A 24,805-nucleotide genomic window follows, 5' to 3' on the forward strand; every position below is an offset into this window, starting at 1 on the left:
TCGCTGCGATAGGAAGTAACTATCAGCCATATCAACTTTCCTTATTTGACGGGTCAGGAGTGAGCGACTATCGTTGCTGCGCCTACCCATCACCGGGCGAACGGTGCCGCCAGCGCGGGCCGCGCGCCGCCGCGGAGCGATCCGCTTCTCTGTTTCATCCCTACATACGCACAGGAGATCACCATGGCTGTCCTCGTTGGTAAACAAGCTCCCGCCTTCACCGCCGCCGCCGTACTCGGCAACGGCCAGATCGTCGATCAATACCACCTGCACGACAACATCAAGGGCAAGTACGCCGTGGTGTTCTTCTACCCGCTGGACTTCACCTTCGTGTGCCCGTCGGAACTGATCGCCTTCGATCACCGCCTGGAAGAGTTCAAGAAGCGCAACGTCGAAGTGATCGGCGTGTCGATCGACAGCCAGTTCACCCACAGCGCCTGGCGCAACACCCCGGTGGACAAGGGCGGTATCGGCCCGGTCGGCTACACCCTGGTCGCCGACGTGAAGCACGAGATCGCCAAGGCATTCGACGTCGAATCCGCCGATGGCGTGGCATTCCGCGGCACCTTCCTGATCGACAAGTCCGGCGTGGTGCGTCACCAACTGGTGAACGACCTGCCGCTGGGTCGCAACATCGACGAAACCCTGCGTACCGTCGACGCGCTGCAGTTCACCGAAGAGCACGGCGAAGTGTGCCCGGCGGGCTGGAACAAGGGCAAGAAGGGCATGAAGGCCGACGCCAAGGGCGTGGCCGAGTACCTGGCCTCTGAAGCTGCCTCGCTGTAAGCGGGATCTGCCGCTCAAGGCGCTTCGGTCCAAAAAAGAAAGCCCCGGTTCGCCGGGGCTTTTTCATTGCGGCGCCTGGCGTCGTCACATCGGGCGCGAAAGCGCGCGGTCCGTCCGGCCGCCCGCGCTGCGGCATAATGCTGCTTTGCCTCCTGAAAACCGTCGTATGTCGCAACACGTGATCGCCCCACCGGCCGCCGGCATCAGCCCGCGTGCCTGGTATGACAGCCTTTCCGGCCAGCCCGGCTTTATCTTCGATGCCGCGCAGGCGCAGGCCATCGACCGGCTGGAGGCGCTGTGGCAGGCGCTGGTGGAGTTCAAGCGCAAGCGCAATCGCCTGTTCGGCAAGAGCCTGTTGCCGCAGCCCGACCTGCCGCGCGGGCTGTACTTCTGGGGTGGGGTGGGGCGCGGCAAGAGCTTCCTGATGGATGCCTTCTATGCCGGCCTGCCGTACCGCCGCAAGCGCCGGCTGCACTTCCACCACTTCATGCAGGAGGTGCACGCCGAGCTGAAGAAGCAGCAAGGCGCCGACGATCCGCTGGCGCGACTGGCCGAAAAGTGGGCCCGCGCGGTGCGGGTGCTGTGCTTCGACGAGTTCCATGTCTCCGACATCGCCGACGCGATGATCCTGCGCCGCCTGTTGGAGCAACTGTTCGCGCGCGGCGTGGTGATGGTGGCCACCAGCAACTACGCGCCGGACAACCTGTACCCCAACGGCTTGCAGCGCGCCAATTTCCTGCCCGCGATCGAGCTGATCAAGACGCAGATGGACGTGCTCAACGTCGACGGCGGCCAGGACTACCGGATGCGCACGCTGTCCCGCGCGCGCACCTACCTGACCCCGGCCGACGCGGCCAGTGAAGCCGAGCTGGATACGCTGTTCTCGGCGATCAGCACCGGCCACGACCTCGGCAACACCCTGACCATCGAAGGACGGCGGGTGGCCGCGCGGCGTCATGCGCCGGGCGTGGTGTGGTTCGATTTCGCCACGCTGTGCGGCGACGGGCGCGCCCAGGCCGACTACCTGCACCTGGCGCGCGAGTACCACACCGTGCTGCTGTCCGGCATTCCCCGCCTGGGGCCCGCCAGCGCCAACGCGGCGCGGCGCTTCACCTGGCTGGTGGACGTGTTCTACGACCACCGCGTCAAACTGATCATTTCCGCCGAGACCGACGCCGCAGCGCTGTATACCGAAGGCGTGCAGGCGAGCGAGTTCTTCCGCACCGCCAGCCGCCTCACCGAAATGCAGTCGCAGGAATACCTGGCGTTGCCGCACCAGTCCGAGACCGAACGGCTGGCCGGCATTTCCGAGACCTGAAACCAGTCGAGCCGACCATGCGCGCCATCCTTCCGCCCGTTCCCGGACAACCGCTCACCGTGGGCGAATTCGCCCCCCCGGTGCCACAGGCCGGCCAGCTGTTGGTGCGGGTGCGCGCGGCGGGGGTGAATCGCGCCGATCTGGCGCAGGCGGCGGGCCACTATCCGCCGCCGCGCGGCGAGTCGCCGCTGCTCGGCCTGGAGATCGCCGGCGAGGTGGCGGCGCTGGGCGAGGGCGTCGATGGCTACGCGCTGGGCGACGCGGTATTCGGGCTGGTGGCCGGTGGTGGCTACGCCGAGTATTGCGTGATCGACGCGGGGCTGGCGGTGCCGCTGCCGGCGGCGCTCGGTTTCGAGCAGGCGGCCAGCCTGCCGGAAGTCTGGCTGACCGCCTGGCTCAATCTGGTCGAGCTGGGCGGCTTGCGTCCGGGCGGCCGGGTGCTGGTCCATGCCGGTGCCAGTGGCGTGGGCGCCGCCGCGATCCAGCTGGCGCGTGCGCATGGCGCGTGGGTGGCGGCGACGGCGGGTGGCGACGCCAAGTGCGCGTGGTGCCGCGAGCTGGGCGCCGATCTGGTGATCGATCATCGCGCGGGCGACTTCGCCGCCGAGGTCAAGGCTGCCGGCGAGGTCGGGCTGATCCTGGATACGGTGGGCGGCGACTACCTGCCGCGCAACCAGGCGTGTCTGGCCACCGATGGCCGCATCGTGTTGATCGGCCTGCTGCGCGGTACCGAGGCGCAGGCCAATCTCGGGCTGCTGCTGGTGAAGCGCCAGCAACTGATCGGCAGCACGCTGCGCGCGTTACCGGTGGCGCGCAAGGCCGAGGTGGCCGCCGCGCTGTGGCCGTGGCTGCTGCCGCGGCTGGCGGCCGGCGAGATCCGGCTGACGCTCGATCGCGTCTTTGCGCTGGAAGAGGCCGCCGAGGCGCACGCGTATCTGGCGCAGAACCGGAACCTGGGCAAGGTGGTGTTGCGGGTGGATTGATCCAGCCGAGCGCGGCCGGCACTTCGCGCGTTCCGACGGGGCCGGCGCGGTTGTCGCCCAGCCCTCGGCCGTTCAGTGTGGCGGGCGCCTGCGATCAACCGGCGTTGTCGGCGGCCGGTTTCCTCGCCGGCGCCAGGTACCAGTTGGCGGGCGGCACGATCTTGGGCGATTCGGGATCGTCCTCGTAGTTGGGGCTCATGATCTGCACACCGTATTCGTTGAACACGTCCTGCAAGTGGCCGTGCAGTTCGTCCAGGATCTCCAGCCGCCGTCGCGGTTCGTCCAGGGCTACGCGCAGGTTGTATTCCACGTAGAAGTCGGACAGCGCCGTCTGCAGCACCATCGGCTCGGGGTGATTGCGGATGCCGGCGGTGCGGCGCGCGCCCTCCAGCATCATCGCCTCCACCTGTCGCCACGGCGTGTCGTAGCCGATGGTCATCACCACCGACACGATCACCCCGCCGCCGCCGGCCAGCCGGCTGAAGTTCTTCACGTTCTGGCTGACCAGCACCGAGTTGGGAATCGCCACTTCCTCGCGCAGGTTAGTGTGGATCTTGGTGGCGAACAGACCGATCTCGGCCACGGTGCCCTCGTGGTCGCCGATCTGCACGTATTCGCCCACCTTGAGCGAACGGCTGTAGATCAGGATCAGGCCGCTGGCGAACTGGCTGACCACGCTGGACGCGCCCAGCGACACCATCAGGCCGACCATCACCGACAGGCCCTTGAAGGCGTCGGTGTCGGCGCCGGGCAGATAGGGATAGATCATCGCCAGCGCCACCAGCCAGGTCAGGCAGATCAGCAGGCGGCGGGTGGTGGAGGCGGTGTCCGGGTCCAGCAGCTTCACGCTCAGCTGGCCGCTTTCCACCCGCAGGAACAGCACGTTGAGCAGGCGCGTCAGCCAACGGGTGACCGCCACGATGAACACCGCCGTCGCCAGGCCGGGCAGGGCGTCCAGTACCGCCGAACCCGCCTGTTCCAGAAACCCCAGCACGTAGCGGTCCAGTTGTTCCGCCCAGATCCGGGTGCGCGGAAACTGCGCCAGCATCACCGACAGCCAGCGATAGCCGATCAGCAGCAACAGCGGCCAGAAGATCACCAGGCCCAGGTGGTGCACCAGCCGGCGGGCGCTGCCCGGCGTCACGGTGAGCACACCGGCCGGGGCGCGGTTGGCGGTGCTCATCAGCAGGTTGGTGGCGCGCTGCGACAACCAGCTCCCCATGCGCCGCAGCAGCCACAGCGCCAGCAGCATCGCCACCGTGGCGAGCGCGACCCGGCTGCCGGCCCACACGTACTGCATCGGGTCGCGGAACGACTGGCTGTCGGTGATGGCCGCCTGCAAGGCCTGTTGGGCCTGTTGAGCGGTGCTGTCCAGGGTGTCGCCACCCAGCACGTCGACGTCGGCGTGCAGGATCGAGAACAACGGTACGCCGTCGTATTCCAGCATGGCGGTGGAAGGACCGATGCTGACGTTCACCAGCGCGGGGTCGGCAGGGTGTTCCAGCAGCCGCTGGATGCGTTTCTCGGCGCCGGCCGCGCGTTGTTCGGGCGTATAGCCCGACAGTGGCGCCCGGAAGGTGACGAGGTCGCGGTTGAGGATGCGGGCGGTGACCGGGTGGTTGGCATCGGGCGCCGCGGCCTGGAGCAGGCCGGCCAGGCACAGCAGCAACAAGGCGAGATAAGCGCGGATCATGGGGGGCGGCGGGTCGTGTGATGTTCTCCTACGGTTTGGAGAGTCCGCCGCGGAAAGTCAACCGCGCGATGCGTGGCCCACGAAAAACGCCGCCCCGAAGGGCGGCGTCGTTCGATCGGCTGCGGCCCGCAGGCCGCGAGGATCAGATCGCGTGCAGCATGTCCTCGACCACCTTCTTGGCATCGCCGAACACCATCATGGTCTTGTCCATGTAGAACAGGTCGTTGTCCAGGCCGGCGTAGCCCACGCTCATCGAGCGCTTCACCACCAGCACGGTGCGAGCCTTGTAGGCGTCCAGGATCGGCATGCCGTAGATCGGGCTGGCGCTGTCGTTCTTGGCGGCGGGGTTGACCACGTCGTTGGCGCCGATCACCAGCACCACGTCGGTGGTGGAGAACTCGCTGTTGATCTCTTCCATCTCCAGCACCTTGTCGTACGGCACTTCGGCTTCGGCCAGCAGCACGTTCATGTGCCCCGGCATCCGCCCGGCCACCGGGTGGATGGCGTAGCGTACCTTCACGCCGTGCTCTTCCAGCATGGTGGTCAGTTCCTGCAACGCATGCTGGGCGCGCGACACGGCCAGACCGTAGCCGGGAACGATCACCACGCTTTCGGCGTTGGACATCAGGAAGGCGGCATCCTCGGGGCTGCCCGACTTGTAGTTGCGCGCCGCGCCGTCGCCACCGGCGGCGGTGCCCTCGGCCGCGCCGAAGCCGCCCAGCAGGACCGACACCAGCGAGCGGTTCATCGCGCGGCACATGATGTAGCTGAGGATGGCGCCGGACGAGCCCACGCAGGCGCCGGCGATGATCAGCACCGAGTTGTCCAGCGTAAAGCCGATGCCGGCGGCCGCCCAACCCGAGTACGAGTTCAGCATCGACACCACCACCGGCATGTCGGCGCCGCCGATGGGCACGATCACCATCACGCCGAGCAGCAGCGCCAGGACCAGCATCATCAGGAAGGCGCTGTGGCTGTCGGTGACGAAGTACGCACCGCCGAAGCCCAGCATGGCCAGGAACACCACCAGGTTGAACACGTGCTGGCCGGCAAAGCGCACCGGCTTGGACGCGAAGCGGCCCGACAGCTTGCCCCAGGCGACGATCGACGCGGTGAAGGTGATGGCGCCGATGAAGGCGCCGAGGAACAGCTCGATCTTCTGCACCTGGGTATGGCTCTGCCCGGTGTGGTAGATCGCGGCGACGGCGATCAGCACCGCGGCCAGACCGACCAGCGAGTGCATGGCGGCGACCAGCTCGGGCATGGCGGTCATCGCCACGGTCTTGGCCTTCCAGGCGCCGATGGCGGCGCCGGCGGCGATGGCGATGCCGATCAGCCACAGCACCGGGCTGGATGCGACGAACAGCGTGGTGACACCGGCCAGCGCCATGCCGACCATGCCGTAGACGTTGCCGGCGCGCGCCGACACCGGCGACGACAGACCGCGCAGCGACAGGATGAACAGCACGGCGGAGACGAGATAACTGAGGGCGTAGAGGTTCTGCATCTCAGCGCTCCTTCTTCTTGAACATTTCCAGCATGCGACGGGTGACCAGGAAGCCACCGAAGATGTTGATGCTGGCGATGAACACGGCGATGGCGCCGAGGACGCTGGTCAGGGTGATGACGTCGCCCTGGATGTCGACCACCTGAAGCATGGCGCCGACCACGATGATGCCGGAGATGGCGTTGGTCACGGCCATCAGCGGGGTGTGCAGCGCCGGGGTGACGTTCCATACCACGTGGTAGCCGACGAAGATGGCGAGGACGAAGACGGTCAGGCTGGCGACGACGGGATCGACGCCTCCCGCCTGCGCGATGGCGGAGGCCGCCTGGGCAATCGGTTCGTTCATGATGGGTCCTGGATCAGAGATTCTTCAATTCGCCCTGGTGGGCGATGCAGGTGGCTTCGACGATGTCGTCCTCGAAGTTCAGCGCCAGCTTGGCTTCCTTGTCGAACAGCAGGGCGGCGAAGGTGAGCACGTTGCGCGCGAACATGGCCGAGGCGTCGGCGGCGAGTTCGGAGGGCAGGTTGCCCGAGCCGAGCACGGTGACGCCGTTGGGCGTGGTCACCACCTGGTCCATCCGCGACAACGGGCAGTTGCCGCCGCTTTCCACCGCCAGGTCGACGATCACGCTGCCTTGCTTCATGGTCTCGACGGTTTCGGGCGTCAGCAGCACCGGCGCCGGCTTGCCCGGGATCTGCGCGGTGGTGATGACGATGTCGGCCTCGCGCGCGCGCTCGGCGATCAGCGCGGCCTGACGGGCCTTGTAGTCGGCCGACATTTCGCGGGCGTAGCCGCCGCTGGTCTCGGCGGACTGGCCTTCGTCGGCGGGCACCTCGATGAAGCGTGCGCCCAGCGATTCCACCTGCTCGCGCGCGACCGGGCGCACGTCGAATGCCTCGACCACGGCGCCCAGACGCTTGGCGGTGGCGATCGCCTGCAGGCCGGCCACGCCGGTGCCCAGGATCAACACGCGCGCCGGCTTCACGGTGCCGGCGGCGGTCATCATCATCGGCATGAAGCGTGGGTAGTACTGGCAGGCCTTGAGCACGGCGCGGTAGCCGGCCACGTTGGCCTGCGACGACAGCACGTCCATCGATTGCGCGCGCGAGGTGCGCGGCATGCGTTCCAGGGCGAACGCGGTCAGGCGCTTGTCGGCCAGCCAGCGCTTGTGCGGATAGCGCTGCGCGTCGAACGACGCGATGATGGCGGCGCCATCGGGGATATTGGCCAGTTCGGCCTCGCTGGGTGCGCGCACCTTCAGCACCAGCTCGGCCCCGGCGTAGACGTTGCCGTCCGCGGCGATGGTGGCGCCGGCCGCCACGAAGGCGTCGTCCGAAATGGCCGCGCCACGGCCGGCGCCGGGGGCGACGCGGACCGTGTGGCCCTGCGCCACGTACTTCTTCACCGTTTCCGGTGTCGCCGCCACCCGGCACTCGCCCGGATGCGTTTCGGCGGCAATCGCGATCAACATTGGTGTAATCCTCCCTGCATTGACGGTGGAACCGGCTGTTGCCGGTATCGGAAATCTGCTTTGCCTATCGGCGTTCGCGCGGCCTGCCGGCCCGGCGATCCGCCTGTTCTGATCCGACCCTCAATTAGGCGTGCTCCAGCATGCGTGCGGTTTGACCGGACGCAAGCAAGGATGCTTCCGGGGTGGGTAAGGGGAAACCATCCAGTCCGTTACGAGTACAACGGCATTTAATAAAACAACTGTTTGACACGCAATGGCGGACATCAGCATGTCATTTGCCTTTCATCGGAATATCACTTGCCAAGCAGAGTTCAATAAATGAGAATTAGTCTCATTTGAAAAGGCCGCATGACCCGTGCGGTTATTCCACGACAAGGATTCTCCGGAATGAACGCATACCTGGTTGGCGCCGACGTGCTGGGCAACATCCCCGATCTGCTCACCCAATATGGCATCTCGATCCACAAGCATGTGTCCGGTCGTCACGCGGCGCACCAGCGCAAGCCGGCCAGCCTGAAGGGCGTGGACCTCATCATCCTGTTCACCGACTTCCTCGGCCACAACGTGATGCGCCATTACCGCGAGCTGGCCAACGAGGAGAACATCCGCTTCGTCGCCTGCCGCCGTTCGGTCTGTTCCCTGTCGCAATCGCTGGACAAGGTGTGCCCGCGCGACGGCTGCGCCGCCTGCCCCAACCAGAAAAACCGGCGCTGAGCGCGGCGGCTTCCGTCGCCTTTATAGACAAAACGCCGTCGCTTCATCCTTGCCGTATCGGCCGCCCTGCGCGGCCGATGTGCTTTGCGGCGGCGGCGGCCTCTGCGCGTGAGGGCAGGGCGCGAAGCGACGCCTGCTGCGCACTGTGCTCCGCCGGGCTTTCCGCTCCGGCGGGGCCGCCGAATATCCCGGTGATCCGACCGCCGATTCGTTCCCTGGCCGGCAATCCTTGCCGCCTGCCGCCGGCACCGAGGACGGCCATGTCCCGCGAAGCCGCATCCAGCCAGGGGCCTGCTCTGTGGCACGCTTTCTGCTTACTACCGGGCAGACACCACGGGGAAGCCCATCATGCTCGGTCGTATCGACGATTATTTCCGCCCTCAGGAAACCGCGCTCAAGCTGAGAAGCCTGCGCCAGGAAGTGCTCGCCTCGAACATCGCCAACGCCGACACGCCGCAATACAAGGCGCGCGATTTCGATTTCGAAGCCGCCTTCAAGGCCGCCACCGCCAAGCAGGCGGGCGGGGCGCTGGCCACCACCGATGCGCGCCACCTGCAGCCGAAGAACACCATCGATCCGCTGTCGCCCGAGCTGATGTACCGCAACCCCTACCAGGCGTCCATCGACGGCAACACCGTCGAGATGGACAACGAGATGCGGCAGTTCTCGGACAACGCCGTGCGTTACCAGGCCGCCATCACGTTCATGCAGCGCCGCATCGAAGGGCTGCGTGGCGCGATACAGAATCAATAAAGGAGCTGAGCGATGTCGCTGTTCCGTACTTTCGACGTGGCGTCCTCGGCAATGCGGGCGCAATCGATGCGCCTCAACGCCGTGGCCAGCAACCTGGCCAACGCCGAGTCGGTCACCAGCTCCAACGGCCAGCCGTACCGCGCCAAGCAGGTGGTGTTCGAAGCCACCTCGCTGGACAACGGCTCGACCCTGCCGGGCGTGCGCGTCGCCGCGGTGGTCGAGGATCAGGCGCCGCCCAAGCTGGTGTACGACCCGAAGAACCCGTTGGCCGATGCCAATGGCTACATCGCCATGCCCAATGTGAATGTGGTCGAAGAGATGACCAACATGCTTTCCGCGTCGCGGGCCTACCAGACCAACGCCGACGTCATGAACACAGCCAAGACGCTGATGCTGCGCACCCTGCAGCTCGGCCAGTCCTGATAGGAGCGCCTCACCATGAACACCACCAACAGCGTCGGCGATTCCTCGTTCGATTACTCGGCCCTCAACAAGAAGGCCGACAGCAAGACCAGCGCCATGGCGGATCAGCAGGAGACCTTCCTCAAGCTGCTGGTCAAGCAGTTGCAGAGCCAGGATCCGATGAACCCGATGGACAACGCCCAGATGACCAGCCAGATCGCGCAGATCAATACCGTCACCGGCATCGAGAAGCTGAACGAGGCGATGACCAATCTGCTGAGCGCCTACGGCTCGTCGCAGAGCATGCAGGCCGCCGCGCTGATCGGCAAACAGGTGATGGCGCCCCAGTCCTCGTTCGAATTCGATCCGGAGAAAAAGCTGGAAGCCGGCGTGACGGTGCCGTCCGACGTGTCGCAGGTGGCCGTGGCCATCATCAACAAGGACGGCAAGGTGGTCGACGAGATGTCCGGCAGCGTCAAGCCGGGCGAATTCCTGCCGTTCGAGTGGGACGGCAGCCTCTCCGACGGCACCAAGGCCGAGGCGGGCACCTATTACATCGTCGCCAAGGGCATCAACGGTGAAGGCAAGGAAGTCGCCCTGACGGTCAACGGCTGGCAGCAGGTGAAGAGCGTCGAGTTCGCCAAGGACGGGGTGCAGGTCAACCTCGCCAGCGGCAGCAAGGTCGGCTTCGACACCATCCAACAGGTCATGTAATACCCGCGCCACGGCGCAATGCCAGGGCGCGGCGGTTGCCGCACCGGCAAGAATTGCCAGGAGAGTCAAAATGGGTTTTCAACAGGGGCTGAGCGGGCTTAACGCTTCGTCGAAGAATCTCGACGTCATCGGCAACAACATCGCCAACGCCAACACGGTGGGTTTCAAGGGCTCGCGCGCCGAATTCGCCGACGTGTTCGCCTCCACTTTTGCCTCCTCCAGCAATATCGCGGGGATCGGGGTGCGGGTGAAGGGCATTGCCCAGCAGTTCGGCCAGGGCAACACCACCACCACCAGCAACCCGCTGGACATCGCCATCACCGGCAACGGTTTCTTCCGCATGGAAGGTTCGGGCGGCTCCATCAGCTACAGCCGCAACGGCCAGTTCCAGCTCGACAACCAGGGTTTCATCGTCAACGACGGCCAGTTCCTGACCGGCTGGATGGCCGATCCGGTAAGCGGCGCCATGATCAAGGGCGGCCAGCCGGTGCCGTTGCAGGTCACCGTCAGCAACGTCGGCGCGCGCGCCACCGGCGCATCCGGCCTGCCGAATTCCGGCGTGCAGCTGGCGGCCAACCTGGATGCGGGCAAGCCCATCATCGATCGCACCGCGCCGCCCACCGGCGTCGGTCCGCTGAACATCACCGACCCAACCACCTATACCCACTCGACCTCGGCCACCGTGTACGACGCGCAGGGCGTGTCGCACACGGTGCAGTACTTCTTCACCAAGATCGACGTCAACAAGTGGGAAGTGCAGACCTCGTTCGACGGCGCCGCACCGGTGCCGGCCAGCCCCAACGGCTCGCCCGCGGGTACCCAGGGCTACCTGTACTTCGACGGCAACGGCCGCCTGGACGGCACGCCGGCCGACAGCGTGGGCGCGTATACCTTCTCGACCACGCTGGTGGCGCCCAGCGGCGCGACCAGCCCGTTCACCTTCAACGTGAACTTCGCCAACTCCACGCAGTTCGGCAGCGATTTCGGGGTTAATACTCTGCACCAGGACGGCTACGCCGACGGCGTGCTGACCGGCATGTCGATCGCCAAGGACGGCACCATCGTCGCGCAGTTCTCCAATAACCAGACCAAGGCCGTCGGCCAGATCGTGCTGGCCAACTTCGCCAACGTGCAGGGCTTGGCGCCGCTGGGCGACAACCGCTGGGCCGAGACCTACGAATCGGGCCAGGCGCGCGTGGGCGATCCCGGCACCACCGACCTGGGCCGGCTGCAATCGGCCGCGCTGGAGGATTCCAACGTCGACCTGACCGCCGAACTGGTCAACCTGATCGTGGCGCAGCGCAGTTACCAGGCCAACACCCAGACCATCAAGGCGCAGGACACCATCCTGCAGACCATCGTCAACCTGTAACCAGCGGCCGCCTAGACCATGGATCGCCTGATCTACACCGCGATGACCGGCGCCAAGAACAGCGCCTACCGCCAGGAAGCCATCGCGCACAACCTCGCCAACGTCGGCACCAACGGTTTTCGCGCGCAGCTGGAAAGCTTCCGCGCGGTGCCGGTGATCGGCGGCGGCAACGTGCTGCCGACCCGGGCCTTCGTGGTGGAGCAGACCACCGGCACCGACTTCAGCGCCGGCACCCTGCAACAGACCGGGCGCGAGCTGGACGTGGCGGTCAACGGCAGCGGCTGGTTCGCGGTGCAGACCGATACCGGCGAGGCGTACACCCGCAACGGCAGCTTCGAGATCGATCCCACCGGCCTGCTCAAGACCCGCAACGGCCTGACCGTGCTGGGCGAGAACGGCCCGATCACCATTCCCGAGAACACCATCGTCACCTTCGGCAGCGACGGCACCATCAGCGGCGCCGATCGCAGCAACCCGACGCAGGTGAACGAACTGGGGCGGCTCAAGCTGGTGAACCCGGATCTCGCCACGCTCGACCGCGGCAACGATGGCCTGTTCCGCCAGCGCAGCGGCGAGCCGGCGCCGGCCGACGCACTGGTCACCGTGTCCGGCGGCTTCGTCGAGACCAGCAACGTCAACGCCGTCGATGCGCTGGTGGGCATGATCGCCGCGCAACGCCACTACGACATGCAGGTCAAGCTGCTCCAGACCGCCGATACCAACGCGCGCTCCGCCGCGCAACTGATCACGATGACGGGCTGACCGGCCCGCGTACCGAGGAAACACCGCCATGATGCGCTCGCTGTGGATCGCCAAGACGGGCATGGATGCCCAGCAGATGAACGTGGACGTCATCTCGAACAACTTGGCCAACGTCAGCACCAACGGCTTCAAGCGCCAGCGACTGGTGTTCGAGGACCTGCTGTACCAGAACATGCGCCAGCCGGGCGCCTCGACCAGCCAGCAGACCCAACTGCCCACCGGCCTCGCGCTCGGCACCGGCGTGAAGCCGGTCGCCACCGAGCGCATCTTCATCCAGGGCAACCTGCAATTGACCGATGGCCCGCTCGACATGGCCATCAACGGCGAAGGCTTCTTCCAGATCTCGCTGCCGGACGGCACCACCGCCTATACCCGCGACGGCGGCTTCCAGGTGGACAGCCAGGGCAACGTGGTCACCATGAGCGGCTACCAGATCCAGCCGGCGCTGCAGGTGCCGCAGGGCACCACCAAGCTGACCATCGGCAAGGACGGCACCGTCACCGCCATCGTCAACAACAACAGCGCCGCGCCGGTGCAGCTCGGTACGGTCCAGCTCGCCACCTTCATCAACCCGCCGGGCCTGCAATCGATCGGCGAGAACCTGTTTCTGGAAACCGCCGCCTCCGGCGCGCCGGTGGTGGGGCAGCCGGGCACCAACGGCCTGGGCGCGATCAACCAGGGTTACGTGGAGACCTCGAACGTCAACGTCACCGAGGAACTGGTCAACATGATCCAGGCCCAGCGCGCCTACGAGATCAATTCGCGGGCGGTCCGTACTTCGGACGAGATGCTGCAACGGCTGACTCAGCTGTAACATGGCGCCATGAAAAGATTCGTCATTCTCCTCGCCGCGCTGCTGCTGACCGCCTGCGCGCTGGAACCGCGCAGCATCGTCACCCAGCCCACCAGCGCACGCCCGACCGAGCCGCTGCTGCCCAGCCAGAACCAGGGCGCGATCTTCCAGGCCGCCAATTCGCGGATGCTGTTCGAAGAGCGCGTGGCGCGCCATATCGGCGACCTGCTGACCATCGCGGTGCAGGAGAACCTGTCCGCCACCAACAAGTCGGACAGCAGCGCCGCGCGCAACGGCAGCATCGACTACTCGGTCACCGGCAACCTGCCGATGGTGCCGGGCAGCATCGAGAAATTCATCACCAGCCCGGGCGTGACCGCCAGCGGCACCAACACCTTCGCCGGCAAGGGCGCCACCACCAATTCCAATACCTTCACCGGCACCATCGCAGTCACCGTGATCGAGGTGCTCCCCAACGGCAACCTGGTGGTCGGCGGCGACCGGCAGATCGCGGTGAACGGGCAGGTCAACACCTTGCGCTTCACCGGGGTGGTCAACCCGCTGGACATCCAGGCCGGCAACACCATTTCCTCGACCAAGGTGGCTGACGCGCGGATCGAGCAGGTCGGCAAGGGCTACGTGGCCGACGCCCAGACCATGGGCTGGTTGCAGCGCTTCTTCCTCAACGTGTTGCCGTTCTGATCGCGGGGACGAGAGCCATGATGCGGATCATCGTCGTGTTGTGCGCCACCTTGCTGGCGATGGCCTCGGCCCAGGCCGAGAAGGTGCGCGACCTGGCCAGTTTCGCCGGCGTGCGCACCAACCAGCTGGTCGGCTACGGCCTGGTGGTCGGCCTGGACGGCAGCGGCGACCAGACCACGCAGACGCCGTTCACCGTGCAATCGGTGATCAACATGCTCGGCAATCTGGGCATCCAGGTACCGAGCGGCGGCAACCTGCAGCTGAAGAACGTGGCGGCGGTCACCGTCACCACCTCGCTGCCGGCGTTCGCCCGGCCGGGCCAGCCGCTGGACGTGACCGTCTCGTCGATCGGCAACGCCAAGAGCCTGCGCGGCGGCACGCTGATCCTCACTCCGCTCAAGGGCGCCGACGGGCAGATCTACGCCATGGCGCAGGGCAACGTGGTGGTCGCGGGGGCGGGCGCCCAGGCCGCCGGCTCCAGCACCCAGGTCAACCAGCTCGCCACCGGCCGCGTGCCGGCCGGCGCCACCGTCGAGCGCGTGGTGCCGAACGCGTTGGGGCAGGGCGAGTTCGTGCAGCTCGAACTGCTGGAAACCGACTTCACCACCGCCAGCCGCATGGTCAACGCCATCAACGGCGCGCTGGGTCCGGTGGCCGCGGCGCTGGATGGCCGGGTGATCCAGGTGCGCGCGCCGATGGACAACAACCAGCGCGTGGCTTTCCTGTCGCGGCTGGAGAACGTCGACGTCGCCACGCCCGAGGCCGCGCCCAAGGTCATCATCAACGCCCGCACCGGTTCGGTGGTGATGAACCAGTCGGTCACGGTCGAACCCTGCGCGATCTCCCACGGCAACCTGACCGTGACCATCACCACCAACAACGCGGTGTCGCAGCCCAACGCGCTGGCAGCCGGGCAGACCGTCGGGGTGCAGAACGCCGACGTGCAGATCCAGGCCGATTCGGGCGGCGTGGTGCGCCTGCCCAGGGCCGCCAACCTGCGAGACGTGGTGCGCGCGCTCAACGCCGTCGGCGCCACGCCGCAGGATCTGCTGGCGATCCTCCAGGCGATGAAGGCCGCCGGCAGCCTGCGTGCCCAGCTCGAAGTGATCTGATCCCGCTGGCGGATCGCCGCAGAACAGGGCGCCCCGAGCGGGCGCCCTGTGCGTTTCAGGCCGGGCGAATCCAGTCGGACTAATCCTGGCACGGCATTTGCTGGAATAGGGGCGAGAACCCAGCCGAGCGCCGTGCCATGTTGACCCCCAAGGCTTCCCAACCGATCCGAGATTTCGCCGCCGACGTGCGCAGCGCGGACGGGATGCGGCTGCTCAACAAGCAGGACCCGAAGGCCGCCAGCCGCGAAGTGGCGCGGCAGTTCGAAGCGCTGCTGGTGCAGCAGATGATGAAGTCGATGCGCGAAGCCACGCCGCAGTACGACGAGTTCAACAACTCCGCCACCGACATGTTCCGCGGCATGTACGACCAGCAACTGTCGCAGACCTGGACCCGCTCCGGCGGCACCGGCCTGGCCGACGCCATCCTGCGCCAGATCGAAGTCCAGACCAATCCGGCACTGCTGAACCAGACCTACGGCAAGAAGGCCGATCCGTTCGCCCTGCCGTTCCAGACCCAGGTACAGGCACAGGTCCAGGCCTCGCTGGCTGCGGCGAAATCTGCCGCCGAGGAGCGCGCCGGGTCGGCAAAAAATGCCGGTGGCGCCGCCGGATTCCTGGATCGCATCGGCACGGCCGCCGACACAGCCGCCGGCGTGCTGGGGGTATCCCCGGCCTTGCTGGTCGCCCATGCCGCACTGGAAACCGGCTGGGGCAAGAAGCCGATCAAGGACGCCGACGGCCAGGACAGTCACAACCTGTTCGGCATCAAGGCGACACCGGACTGGAAGGGCAGGACGGTGGACATCACCACCACCGAATACGTGGGTGGCGTGCCGCAGAAGCGGGTGGAAACCTTCCGCGCCTACGACAGCTACACCGAGGCGTTCGCCGACTACGCCTCGCTGATCCAGCGCCGTTACAAGACCGCGATGTCGCAAGGCGACAACGCCTCGGCCTACGGCGCCGCATTGCAGGCCGGTGGCTACGCCACCGATCCGAACTACGCCAACAAGCTGGCCCGGGTGGCCAACGTGGTGGCGCGGTTCCAAGACACCTCAAGAATCGGCTGATCGGGCCGATGGCTTTGAACTGGGAGTAACAGCATGGCATCCAGCGTTTTCAACATTGGCGTTTCCGGCCTCAATGCCGCCAACCTCGGTCTGGTGACCACGGGCCACAACATCGCCAACACCAATACGCCGGGCTATTCGCGCCAGTACCTGAAGCAGAGCGCGCCGTACCCGCAATACACCGGCAGCGGTTTCGTCGGCCTGGGCGTGAAGGTGGACAGCATCCAGCGGGTGTACGACCAGTTCCTGACCCGCCAGGTGCAGACCGCGCAGAGCGCCGCCAGCTACCTCCAGACCTATCTGTCGCATCTCGAGGACATCGACAACATCGTGGCCGACCCGACCACGGGCGTCTCGCCGGCGCTCCAGAACTTCTTCTCCGCGGTGCAGAACGTGGCGACCAAGCCGGCGGACACCGCCGCGCGCTCGGCGCTGCTGGCGTCCGCGCAGTCGCTGGTGACGCGCTTCCAGACCATCGACGACCGGCTGAGCGAGCTGTACACCGACCTCAACGGCGAGCTGACCAACACCGTGGCCAGCATCAACGCGCTGGGCAAGCAGATCGCCACCCTCAACAAGGAGATCTCGGTGCAGGGCGCGTCGGGCCAGCCGCCCAACGACCTGCTCGACCAGCGCGACCAGCTGCTCAAGGAGCTGAACAGCCACGTCAAGGCCACCACGGTGATGCAGAGCGACGGTACCATGAACGTGTTCATCGGCAATGGCCAGAACCTGGTGGTGGGCGGCAACAGCTTCGACCTGGGCGTCGAGCCGTCGCAGTCCGATCCTTCGCGCCTGTCGGTGGTGTACTACCAGGGCGGCAACACCATCTACCTGCCGGAATCGCAGCTGGTCGGCGGCGACTTGCAGGGCCTGCTGGAATTCCGCAGCAAGTCGCTCGATCTGGCCAAGAACAACCTGGCGCAGGTGGCGCTCGGCTTCGCCCAGACCTTCAATGCCCAGCATCGCGCCGGCCAGGACCTGAACGGCAACATTGGCGGCAACATGTTCGACTTCCCGCGCGCCAACAGCCTGACCGCGGATCTGGGCGGCGCCACCGTCAACATCACCGCGCCGGCCAACGGCGTGCCGCTGTCGGATTACTCGCTGACCTACGACGGCACCAACTACACCCTGCGCCGCCTGACCGACAACCAGACCGCCACCATCACCCCGGCGCAGATGGCGGCCGGCTACAGCGCGCTCGGCACCACGCTGCAACTGGCCGGCGCGCCGCCCGCCGCGGCCGCCAGCACCACCTGGTCGTTCCCGCCCGCACTCGGCGACATCGACCACAACACGCTCAATACCGGCAACGCCCAGATCGGTGGCTACATCAACGACGTGAGCAAGCTGACCACCAGCGCCTACGAACTGGGCTTCGACGGTGCCAACTACGTGGTGACCCGCAAGTCCGACGGTGTGAAGACCACCTACACCCCGGCGCAGATGGCGGCGGGCATCGATCAGGACGGCCTGACGCTGCGCATCGACAGCGGCACCATGAACGCCGGCGACCGCTTCACCATCAAGCCGCTGGACGGCCTGGTGCGCGGCATGTCGGTGGCGATCAACGATCCGCGCCAGGTGGCCGCGGCCGCGCCCATCGTCGCCGCGCCCGACAGCAACAACACCGGCAAGCTGACCATCACCCAGCCGACGGTCAACAAGCCGCCCTCAGACACCACCAGCGGCGCGCTCGATCCGGCGGTGAAGAACCCGGTGACCATCCAGTTCACCTCGGCCACCACCTACACCATCACCGATACGGTGACCGGCGTGACCAGCGCGCCGCAGACTTACACCGCGGGCACCGACATCAGCTTCAATGGCTGGACCATGAAGATGGACGGTGTGCCCGCCGTCGGCGACAAGGTGAACATCACCCCCAATGTCGCCGGCTCGGCCGATGGCCGGAACGCCCTGGCGTTGGGCGCGTTGCAGACCACGCGTATCCTCAATGGTGGAACCTCCACCTACCAGGAGGCGTATGGCCAGATGGTCGCCACCATCGGCATCCAGACCAACGAGGCCAGCGTGATGTCCGAAGCGCAGGACACCATCCTGGCGCAGGCCGAGACCGCGCGCGATTCGGTCTCCGGCGTGAACATCGACGAAGAAGCGGCCAACCTGCTGCGCTACCAGCAGGCTTATGTCGCGGCAAGCAAGGTGATCCAGATCGCGAAGGAAACCTTCGATCAGATCGCCAACATCGCATAAGGAGTAAACAGCCATGCGCGTCGCTACCAATACCGTCTACAGCCAGGGCTCCATGGGCATCTCGCGGCTGATGGCGCAGCAGAGCAAGCTGCAGAACCAGCTGGCGACCGGCCGCCGTGTGCTGTCGCCGTCGGACGATCCGATCGCCTCGTCGCGCGCGCTGCAGATCAGCCAGGCCCAATCGATCAACACCCAGTACTCGACCAACAGCGACAGCGCCGACACCTCGCTGGCGATGACCGAAAAGACGTTGAACCAACTGGTGACGCTGATCCAGAACGTGCAGAGCCTCGCGGTGAGCGCCGGCAACCCGACGCAGACCGCCGACCAGAAAAAGATGCTGGATGCCGAACTGCAAGGCCGCTACCAGGAACTGCTGGCGCTGGCGAACGCCACCGACGGCAACGGCGAGTACCTGTTCTCGGGCTTTCGCGGCGATACCAAGCCGTTCACCGAGGCCGGCTTCGGCAACGTGACCTACAACGGCGACGACGGCCAGCGCGGCATCCAGATCTCGGCGTCGCGCACCATCCCGGTGTCGGAGGCGGGCAGCAAGCTGTTCCAGCGCGTGCCCACCGGCAACGGCACCTTCACCTCGTCGGCGAACATGGCCAACACCGGCACCGGCATCATCACCACCGGCGAAGTGCTCGATCCGAGCAAGTGGGCCAACGCGGCCAACGTGCAGGACTTCCGCATCGAATTCAACTCGATTCCCGACCCCAACGACCCGACCGCCGCACCCATCGTCAACTACGACATCATCGACAGCCGCGCCACGCTGCCCGACGGCAGCGCCAACCCCAACTACAACATGTCGATGGTCGACGGCTACGACTACAACGGCGGCGCGCGTCCCAGCACGCCGGGCGTGAACAGCTACCCGCGCACCTACAAGAGCGGCGCGGACATCGAGTTCAAGCAGTTGCCGGGCGAAACCACGCCGCTGGTGGCGAACTGGGATTTCGGCGTGAAGACCAGCGTCACCGGCGACCCCAAGACCGGCGACACCTTCACCGTGGCGGCGAGCAAGAACACCGACATCTTCAGCGTGCTGGCGGATTTCTCCAGCGCCTTGAACAACTACAACACCGCGGGCAACGGCAAGGGCCAGACCGACTTCCAGAACCAGCTCAACACCGTCATCAAGAACCTGTCCAACTCGCTGGACACCGTGTTGTCCACCCAGGCCAGCATCGGCGCGCGCATGCTGGAGACCGAGTCGGTGCGCAACACCAACGAGGACGTCAACCTGCAATACACGGCCACGCTGTCCAAGTTGCAGGATCTGGACTGGCCCAAGGCGATCAGCGATTTCTCGCAGAACCAGATGCTGCTGGACGCCGCGCGCAGCAGCTTCTCGCAAGTGCAGAACCTCAGCCTGTTCCAGTACATCTGAGCAGGGCGCCCAGCAAAAAACCCGGCCTTGGCCGGGTTTTTTGCTGTCGTCGGATCGATCAGATCGATTCGAAGATCAGGAATTGCAACACCCGTTCCTGCGGCCAGAAGCGCGTGCTGGGGCACTCGTCGGCGGTGTGGTACGACGAATAGATCAGCTTGCCGCCCTGGTTGCCCTCGGCGCGGATGAAGGTGAGCGGGCGGTTGACCAGACCGTCGAAATCCACGCCGCTGCCGGACGACACCACCAGCGAGCCGGCCGCGTCGTGGAAGCCCGCGATATGCACCCAGGCGCCGAGGAAATCGCCCACCGGCAGGGTGCCGTCGCTGTTCAGCGCGCCATTGACGGTGCCGGTGCTGGCGCAGTCCGACTCCGGGTTGCCCGGCGCGGAGCCCGCGACATTGCTCACCACCGGCACGGCCTTCAGCCACGTAGCCAGCGCCGGCAGATTGATCGCCGCGTTCAGGTGCAGGCCACCGCTGCCGCTCTTGGCGGCGTCGGGCGAGCCGGGGGTGCTGGCGTCGTCGGGATCGCCCTCGAACTTGGCGGCCTGCGGGAACACCTGCTCGACGAAGTTGTACGACCAGTCGGTCACGTACAGGCGGCCGCCGGCGTCCACGTAAGCCTTGAGGCGCGCGCGCACCGCCGGATCGCTCAGCAGGCCGTCGGCATCGTTGCCGCAATCGATGAAGATCACCGAGAACAGCGGCTTGCCGTTGGCGTCGAGCAGCGGGCGGGTGCCGTCAAGGAACGATGCCCAGGTGGGATAGCTGCCGATCTGGGCCGCGTTCTCGCTGATCAGCGGCATGCCGCCGCCATCGATGATGGTGAGCTTGCTGCCGTATTCCGAGCCGTAGACAAAGCGGCCGGCGCTGTCGACACGACCGTAGACGCCGGCCACCTCGTCGGTCAGGTCGGCGTCGCCCAGCTTGGCCAGCACGTTTTCGATCTGGTCGTAGTTGCCGGTCACCACCGCCACTGCCGGGTAGGCGTTGTTGTCGCCGGCCCCGACCGTGGTCGCGCTGCTCGGCAGTGCGCAGGTGGCTTCCTGGCCGCATGCGATCGACTTGGTGGTCTTGAGCGAACCCTTCTGGATCACCAGTTGCGACGGCGGGGTCGACGACGGCGGCAGCGTCAGGCTGAACGAACCGTCGGGGCCGCTACACGTTCCGGCCAGCACATTGGCCGGAATGCTGGCCTGGCACGCGGCGGAAGGATCCACTTCGGCGCGGCTGGGCGGGCGTACGCTGACCAGCTTGCCGCTGCCGTTGCCGGCGACGTAGACCGCGGCATACGGGATCGGGTCGCCGTTGGCCGCGCGCACCGTGCCGGTGAGGGTGCGACTGACCGGTTCACCGGGCGCCGGGGTTGGGGTGGGCGAGGGGGCTGGCGTCGGGGTGGGCTTCGTATTGCCGTCGCCATCGCCGCCGCAGGCCGCCAGCATGGTGGCCAGTACGGAAGCGGAGATCAGCTTGACGCTGCTGTTGCTCATTTTTGTCTCCAGTTGTGGTCTAAGTTGATTGTTTTTGTAATTATTAACAAATATTAATTGAAAGTAATTGTCATGTCATTAGGTGTGTTTTGTAAGTATTGGCGCGGCGGCAAGATGCTTGGTCTGTGCTGTCCGGCCACGTATCATTGCCCGCCATGAGCAAAGCCAAGACCCTCTACGCCTGTCAGTCCTGCGGTGCCACCTCGCCCAAGTGGCAGGGCCAGTGCCCCGGCTGCGGCGAATGGAATACGCTGGTCGAGTCGATCGCCGAGCCCAAGAGCAGTGGGCGCTTCCAGTCACTGGCCGCCGATGGCGAAATCCAGCAGTTGTCCGACGTGGACGCGGCGGAACTGCCGCGCACGCCCACCGGCATGGACGAACTGGATCGCGTGCTGGGCGGCGGGCTGGTGCCCGGCGGCGTGGTGCTGATCGGCGGCGATCCGGGGATCGGCAAATCGACGCTGCTGCTCCAGGCGCTGACGCGCCTGGCGGCCCAGCGCAAGGTGCTGTACGTATCGGGCGAGGAGTCGCCGCAACAGATCGCGTTGCGCGCGCGCCGCTTGCAACTGGAGAACGCCCCGGTCGCGCTGATGGCCGAAATCGGGCTGGAAAAAATCCTGGCCGGCCTGTCGCGGGTAAAACCGGAGGTGGCGGTGATCGACTCGATCCAGACCATCTATACCGAGGCGCTGACCAGCGCACCGGGCAGCGTCGCCCAGGTGCGCGAATGCGCGGCGCAACTGACCCGTTTCGCCAAGCGCACCGGCACCACCATCCTGCTGGTCGGCCACGTGACCAAGGAAGGCGCGCTGGCCGGGCCGCGAGTGCTGGAGCACATCGTCGACGCGGTGCTGTATTTCGAGGGCGATACGCATTCGAGCTTCCGCCTGATCCGCGCCATCAAGAACCGCTTCGGCGCAGTCAACGAGCTGGGCGTGTTCGCCATGACCGACAAGGGGCTGCGCGAGGTCTCCAACCCATCCGCGCTGTTTCTGTCGCAGCACCGCGAGCCGGTGCCCGGCTCGTGCGTGCTGGTGACGCAGGAAGGTTCGCGTCCGATGCTGGTGGAAGTGCAGGCGCTGGTGGACGACGCCCATTCGCCGCAGGCGCGGCGGCTGGCGGTGGGCATGGAACAGAACCGGCTGGCGCTGCTGCTGGCGGTGCTGCACCGCCATGCCGGCATCGCCGCCTTCGACCAGGATGTATTCATCAACGCCGTCGGCGGCGTGCGCATCGCCGAGCCGGCTGCCGACCTGGCGGTGCTGCTGGCCATCGTCTCCAGCCTGAAGAACCGGCCATTGCAGGACAAGCTGATCGTGTTCGGCGAGGTGGGGCTGGCCGGCGAGGTGCGGCCGGTGCAGCGCGGGCTGGAGCGGCTGCGCGAAGCGGCCAAGCTGGGCTTCACCCACGCCATCGTGCCCAAGGCCAACCGGCCGCGCGGCGGCATCGACGGCATGGTGGTCACTGCGGTGGAGCGGCTGGAGGATGCGGTCTCGGCGGCGTTGTGAGCGAGGGCGATTCGCGCTGGCGGCGAACGCCGGCGGTTATCCCGCAACGCCGCAAGGCTTGTGCCGCCAGGCATGGCGTGCGATTTATCCAACCCGCATATGTACTGGCTATCGGACCGATTGAATCGTTTTTTCCGGGGCACAGTTGAAAGCCGATAGAATGCCCCCATTCCCAATCGTATCGGCCGCCAGACATCCGGCGGTCTTCACCCCTCACCGGAGAATCCTATGAGCGACCAGATTGTTTACGTGACCGACGCCAGCTTCGAAGACCAGGTACTCAAGGCGCAGGGCCCCGTTCTGGTCGACTACTGGGCCGAATGGTGCGGTCCCTGCAAGATGATCGCCCCGATCCTGGATGAAGTCGCCACCGAATACGCCGGCAAGCTGACCGTGGCCAAGCTCAACATCGACGAGAACCAGGCCACCCCGCCCAAGTTCGGCATCCGCGGCATCCCCACGCTGATGCTGTTCGCCAACGGCGAAGTCAAGGCCACCAAGGTGGGCGCGCTGTCCAAGTCGCAGCTGACCGCCTTCCTCGACAGCAACATCTGATCCAAACACCCGGGCGCCCGCCCGGGTGTCGCTTTCCTGCACGACCTCAGCCGCTGCGTTGACAGCGGCTTTCCCGGTTGTATACGCTTACGGGAAATTCCCCGACTGGAACGGGTTCTCCGTTCACCCCAAATCCCCCGTCCTTCCTCCCTTATCCGCAGCAGCATCTACGGCAGATTCGCATGCATTTGTCCGACCTAAAACATTATCACGTCACTCAACTCGTCGAGATGGCCACCGACATCGACGGTGCCAATCGGATGCGCAAGCAGGATCTGATCTTCGCATTGCTGAAGAACCAGGCGAAGAAGGGCGAAAGCATATTCGGCGATGGCACGCTGGAGGTCCTGCCGGATGGCTTCGGCTTCCTGCGCAGCCCCGACACCAGTTACCTGGCCGGCCCCGACGACATCTACGTCAGCCCCAGCCAGATCCGCCGCTTCAACCTGCATACCGGCGACACCGTCGAGGGCGAGATCCGCACCCCCAAGGACGGCGAGCGCTACTTCGCACTGGTGAAGGTCGACAAGGTGAACGGCGAGCCGCCGGAAAACACCAAGAACAAGATCCTGTTCGAGAACCTGACGCCGCTGTTCCCCACCGAGCGCATGCAGCTCGAACGCGACATCAAGGGCGTCGAGAACATCACCGGCCGCATCATCGATCTGATCGCGCCCATCGGCAAAGGCCAGCGCGGCCTGCTGGTGGCGCCGCCCAAGTCGGGCAAGACGGTGATGCTGCAGAACATCGCCCACGCCATCACCGCCAATCACCCCGACGTGGTGCTGATCGTGCTGATGATCGACGAGCGCCCCGAGGAAGTGACCGAAATGCAGCGCTCGGTGCGCGGCGAAGTGGTCAGTTCCACCTTCGACGAACCGGCCACCCGCCACGTGCAGGTCGCCGAAATGGTGATCGAGAAGGCCAAGCGCCTGGTCGAGCACAAGAAGGACGTGGTGATCCTGCTCGACTCGATCACCCGTCTGGCCCGCGCCTACAACACCGTGGTGCCGGCCTCCGGCAAGGTGCTGACCGGTGGCGTGGACGCCAACGCGCTGCAACGGCCCAAGCGCTTCTTCGGCGCCGCGCGCAACATCGAGGAAGGCGGTTCGCTGACCATCATCGGCACCGCGTTGATCGATACCGGCAGCCGCATGGACGACGTGATCTACGAGGAATTCAAGGGCACCGGCAACTCGGAAATCCACCTGGATCGCCGCATGGCCGAGAAGCGCATCTTCCCGGCGATCAACATCAACCGCTCCGGCACCCGCCGCGAGGAACTGCTGCTGCCGCAGGACCAACTGCAGAAGATCTGGGTATTGCGCAAGCTGCTGTACCCGATGGACGACCTGGAAGCGATGGAATTCCTGCAGGAAAAGATCAAGGCCACCAAGAGCAACCTGGATTTCTTCGATTCCATGCGGCGATAGGGGGTCGGCCGCCTTGCGGCCTGGCGCGGGTTCTGAAATAATCCC

At 66.0% G+C, this 24,805-nt stretch carries 23 protein-coding genes; 18 read left to right on the forward strand and 5 right to left on the reverse strand.

Going from position 1 to position 24,805, the window contains the following annotated elements; genetic code table 11:
• Positions 1-183: 183 nt before the first annotated feature.
• The 3 genes from C556_RS0107430 to C556_RS0107440 all read left to right on the forward strand — a co-directional run bounded on the left by C556_RS0107430 (position 184) and on the right by C556_RS0107440 (position 3,087).
• A complete protein-coding gene (locus C556_RS0107430) occupies positions 184-786 on the forward strand; it encodes a peroxiredoxin (RefSeq protein WP_018747610.1) in 603 nt (200 codons plus the stop codon).
• Positions 787-952: 166 nt separating this feature from the next.
• On the forward strand, positions 953-2,104 hold the full coding sequence (gene zapE / locus C556_RS0107435; RefSeq protein WP_018747611.1) for a cell division protein ZapE: 1,152 nt from the start codon (positions 953-955) through the stop codon (positions 2,102-2,104).
• Positions 2,105-2,121: 17 nt separating this feature from the next.
• Complete coding sequence (locus C556_RS0107440; RefSeq protein WP_018747612.1) at positions 2,122-3,087, forward strand: NAD(P)H-quinone oxidoreductase; 966 nt, start codon at positions 2,122-2,124, stop codon at positions 3,085-3,087.
• 94 nt (positions 3,088-3,181) lie between these two features.
• On the opposite strand, the gene C556_RS0107445 is transcribed toward C556_RS0107440, so the two are convergent.
• The 4 genes from C556_RS0107445 to C556_RS0107460 form a co-directional block, all read right to left on the reverse strand.
• On the reverse strand, positions 3,182-4,780 hold the full coding sequence (locus C556_RS0107445) for a mechanosensitive ion channel family protein (RefSeq protein WP_018747613.1): 1,599 nt from the start codon (positions 4,778-4,780) through the stop codon (positions 3,182-3,184).
• A 142-nt stretch (positions 4,781-4,922) separates the two neighbouring features.
• Positions 4,923-6,287, reverse strand: a complete 1,365-nt coding sequence (locus tag C556_RS0107450) for an NAD(P)(+) transhydrogenase (Re/Si-specific) subunit beta (RefSeq protein WP_018747614.1) — start codon at positions 6,285-6,287, stop codon at positions 4,923-4,925.
• A 1-nt stretch (position 6,288) separates the two neighbouring features.
• On the reverse strand, positions 6,289-6,633 hold the full coding sequence (locus C556_RS0107455) for a proton-translocating transhydrogenase family protein (RefSeq protein WP_018747615.1): 345 nt from the start codon (positions 6,631-6,633) through the stop codon (positions 6,289-6,291).
• A gap of 13 nt (positions 6,634-6,646) precedes the next feature.
• Positions 6,647-7,759 carry a Re/Si-specific NAD(P)(+) transhydrogenase subunit alpha gene (locus tag C556_RS0107460; protein WP_018747616.1) on the reverse strand — a complete coding sequence of 371 codons (1,113 nt, stop codon included), beginning with the start codon at positions 7,757-7,759 and terminating at the stop codon, positions 6,647-6,649.
• Between the two features lie 387 nt (positions 7,760-8,146).
• Between C556_RS0107460 and C556_RS0107465 the strand changes: the two genes are divergently transcribed.
• The 12 genes from C556_RS0107465 to flgL all read left to right on the forward strand — a co-directional run bounded on the left by C556_RS0107465 (position 8,147) and on the right by flgL (position 19,772).
• Positions 8,147-8,473 carry a DUF2325 domain-containing protein gene (locus C556_RS0107465; protein ID WP_018747617.1) on the forward strand — a complete coding sequence of 109 codons (327 nt, stop codon included), beginning with the start codon at positions 8,147-8,149 and terminating at the stop codon, positions 8,471-8,473.
• Positions 8,474-8,821: 348 nt separating this feature from the next.
• Positions 8,822-9,226, forward strand: coding sequence for a flagellar basal body rod protein FlgB (flgB, locus tag C556_RS0107470; RefSeq protein WP_018747618.1), 405 nt, complete (start codon positions 8,822-8,824; stop codon positions 9,224-9,226).
• A 12-nt stretch (positions 9,227-9,238) separates the two neighbouring features.
• Positions 9,239-9,649 (forward strand): flagellar basal body rod protein FlgC, encoded by a 411-nt coding sequence (flgC, locus tag C556_RS0107475; protein ID WP_018747619.1) that lies wholly within the window; start codon positions 9,239-9,241, stop codon positions 9,647-9,649.
• Between the two features lie 15 nt (positions 9,650-9,664).
• A complete protein-coding gene (locus tag C556_RS19730) occupies positions 9,665-10,342 on the forward strand; it encodes a flagellar hook assembly protein FlgD (protein WP_018747620.1) in 678 nt (225 codons plus the stop codon).
• 70 nt (positions 10,343-10,412) lie between these two features.
• Entirely contained in the window at positions 10,413-11,714 is a 1,302-nt protein-coding gene (gene flgE, locus C556_RS0107485; protein ID WP_018747621.1) for a flagellar hook protein FlgE, read from the forward strand.
• An 18-nt stretch (positions 11,715-11,732) separates the two neighbouring features.
• Positions 11,733-12,476, forward strand: coding sequence for a flagellar basal-body rod protein FlgF (flgF, locus tag C556_RS0107490; protein ID WP_018747622.1), 744 nt, complete (start codon positions 11,733-11,735; stop codon positions 12,474-12,476).
• Positions 12,477-12,504: 28 nt separating this feature from the next.
• Positions 12,505-13,290 (forward strand): flagellar basal-body rod protein FlgG, encoded by a 786-nt coding sequence (gene flgG, locus C556_RS0107495; protein WP_018747623.1) that lies wholly within the window; start codon positions 12,505-12,507, stop codon positions 13,288-13,290.
• Between the two features lie 9 nt (positions 13,291-13,299).
• Entirely contained in the window at positions 13,300-13,971 is a 672-nt protein-coding gene (locus tag C556_RS0107500) for a flagellar basal body L-ring protein FlgH (RefSeq protein WP_018747624.1), read from the forward strand.
• Positions 13,972-13,988: 17 nt separating this feature from the next.
• Positions 13,989-15,083: a flagellar basal body P-ring protein FlgI gene (locus C556_RS0107505; RefSeq protein ID WP_018747625.1), complete on the forward strand. Its 1,095-nt coding sequence runs from the start codon at positions 13,989-13,991 to the stop codon at positions 15,081-15,083.
• Positions 15,084-15,220: 137 nt separating this feature from the next.
• Positions 15,221-16,153 carry a flagellar assembly peptidoglycan hydrolase FlgJ gene (flgJ, locus tag C556_RS0107510; protein ID WP_018747626.1) on the forward strand — a complete coding sequence of 311 codons (933 nt, stop codon included), beginning with the start codon at positions 15,221-15,223 and terminating at the stop codon, positions 16,151-16,153.
• Positions 16,154-16,186: 33 nt separating this feature from the next.
• Positions 16,187-18,373 carry a flagellar hook-associated protein FlgK gene (gene flgK, locus C556_RS0107515; protein ID WP_018747627.1) on the forward strand — a complete coding sequence of 729 codons (2,187 nt, stop codon included), beginning with the start codon at positions 16,187-16,189 and terminating at the stop codon, positions 18,371-18,373.
• Between the two features lie 13 nt (positions 18,374-18,386).
• Positions 18,387-19,772: a flagellar hook-associated protein FlgL gene (gene flgL / locus C556_RS0107520; RefSeq protein ID WP_018747628.1), complete on the forward strand. Its 1,386-nt coding sequence runs from the start codon at positions 18,387-18,389 to the stop codon at positions 19,770-19,772.
• A 58-nt stretch (positions 19,773-19,830) separates the two neighbouring features.
• On the opposite strand, the gene C556_RS19735 is transcribed toward flgL, so the two are convergent.
• Complete coding sequence (locus C556_RS19735; protein ID WP_020608484.1) at positions 19,831-21,264, reverse strand: hypothetical protein; 1,434 nt, start codon at positions 21,262-21,264, stop codon at positions 19,831-19,833.
• A 155-nt stretch (positions 21,265-21,419) separates the two neighbouring features.
• Here C556_RS19735 and radA point away from each other — a divergent pair, with 155 nt between their 5' ends.
• From radA to rho, 3 genes are all read left to right on the forward strand, one after another.
• The gene (gene radA, locus C556_RS0107530) at positions 21,420-22,772 is read left to right on the forward strand and encodes a DNA repair protein RadA (RefSeq protein ID WP_018747631.1); all 1,353 of its coding nucleotides are present in this window, start codon (positions 21,420-21,422) and stop codon (positions 22,770-22,772) included.
• Positions 22,773-23,000: 228 nt separating this feature from the next.
• The gene (gene trxA, locus C556_RS0107535; RefSeq protein WP_018747632.1) at positions 23,001-23,327 is read left to right on the forward strand and encodes a thioredoxin TrxA; all 327 of its coding nucleotides are present in this window, start codon (positions 23,001-23,003) and stop codon (positions 23,325-23,327) included.
• A 182-nt stretch (positions 23,328-23,509) separates the two neighbouring features.
• Complete coding sequence (rho, locus tag C556_RS0107540; protein WP_026262895.1) at positions 23,510-24,760, forward strand: transcription termination factor Rho; 1,251 nt, start codon at positions 23,510-23,512, stop codon at positions 24,758-24,760.
• Positions 24,761-24,805: the final 45 nt, after the last annotated feature.

This window comes from Chitiniphilus shinanonensis DSM 23277, assembly GCF_000374805.1.
GTDB lineage: Bacteria > Pseudomonadota > Gammaproteobacteria > Burkholderiales > Chitinibacteraceae > Chitiniphilus > Chitiniphilus shinanonensis.

Bases quoted from the DNA above. Each gene is read 5' to 3' on its own strand.
- C556_RS0107505 (WP_018747625.1), top strand. From the start codon at position 13,989: ATGATGCGGATCATCGTCGTGTTGTGCGCCACCTTGCTGGCGATGGCC.
- flgE (WP_018747621.1), top strand. From the start codon at position 10,413: ATGGGTTTTCAACAGGGGCTGAGCGGGCTTAACGCTTCGTCGAAGAAT.
- C556_RS0107455 (WP_018747615.1), bottom strand. From the start codon at position 6,633: ATGAACGAACCGATTGCCCAGGCGGCCTCCGCCATCGCGCAGGCGGGA.
- C556_RS19730 (WP_018747620.1), top strand. From the start codon at position 9,665: ATGAACACCACCAACAGCGTCGGCGATTCCTCGTTCGATTACTCGGCC.
- C556_RS0107460 (WP_018747616.1), bottom strand. From the start codon at position 7,759: ATGTTGATCGCGATTGCCGCCGAAACGCATCCGGGCGAGTGCCGGGTG.
- C556_RS0107440 (WP_018747612.1), top strand. From the start codon at position 2,122: ATGCGCGCCATCCTTCCGCCCGTTCCCGGACAACCGCTCACCGTGGGC.
- C556_RS19735 (WP_020608484.1), bottom strand. From the start codon at position 21,264: ATGAGCAACAGCAGCGTCAAGCTGATCTCCGCTTCCGTACTGGCCACC.
- flgK (WP_018747627.1), top strand. From the start codon at position 16,187: ATGGCATCCAGCGTTTTCAACATTGGCGTTTCCGGCCTCAATGCCGCC.
- flgJ (WP_018747626.1), top strand. From the start codon at position 15,221: ATGTTGACCCCCAAGGCTTCCCAACCGATCCGAGATTTCGCCGCCGAC.
- flgG (WP_018747623.1), top strand. From the start codon at position 12,505: ATGATGCGCTCGCTGTGGATCGCCAAGACGGGCATGGATGCCCAGCAG.
- C556_RS0107450 (WP_018747614.1), bottom strand. From the start codon at position 6,287: ATGCAGAACCTCTACGCCCTCAGTTATCTCGTCTCCGCCGTGCTGTTC.
- C556_RS0107500 (WP_018747624.1), top strand. From the start codon at position 13,300: ATGAAAAGATTCGTCATTCTCCTCGCCGCGCTGCTGCTGACCGCCTGC.
- flgF (WP_018747622.1), top strand. From the start codon at position 11,733: ATGGATCGCCTGATCTACACCGCGATGACCGGCGCCAAGAACAGCGCC.
- flgL (WP_018747628.1), top strand. From the start codon at position 18,387: ATGCGCGTCGCTACCAATACCGTCTACAGCCAGGGCTCCATGGGCATC.
- flgC (WP_018747619.1), top strand. From the start codon at position 9,239: ATGTCGCTGTTCCGTACTTTCGACGTGGCGTCCTCGGCAATGCGGGCG.
- C556_RS0107465 (WP_018747617.1), top strand. From the start codon at position 8,147: ATGAACGCATACCTGGTTGGCGCCGACGTGCTGGGCAACATCCCCGAT.
- C556_RS0107430 (WP_018747610.1), top strand. From the start codon at position 184: ATGGCTGTCCTCGTTGGTAAACAAGCTCCCGCCTTCACCGCCGCCGCC.
- flgB (WP_018747618.1), top strand. From the start codon at position 8,822: ATGCTCGGTCGTATCGACGATTATTTCCGCCCTCAGGAAACCGCGCTC.
- rho (WP_026262895.1), top strand. From the start codon at position 23,510: ATGCATTTGTCCGACCTAAAACATTATCACGTCACTCAACTCGTCGAG.
- radA (WP_018747631.1), top strand. From the start codon at position 21,420: ATGAGCAAAGCCAAGACCCTCTACGCCTGTCAGTCCTGCGGTGCCACC.
- C556_RS0107445 (WP_018747613.1), bottom strand. From the start codon at position 4,780: ATGATCCGCGCTTATCTCGCCTTGTTGCTGCTGTGCCTGGCCGGCCTG.
- trxA (WP_018747632.1), top strand. From the start codon at position 23,001: ATGAGCGACCAGATTGTTTACGTGACCGACGCCAGCTTCGAAGACCAG.
- zapE (WP_018747611.1), top strand. From the start codon at position 953: ATGTCGCAACACGTGATCGCCCCACCGGCCGCCGGCATCAGCCCGCGT.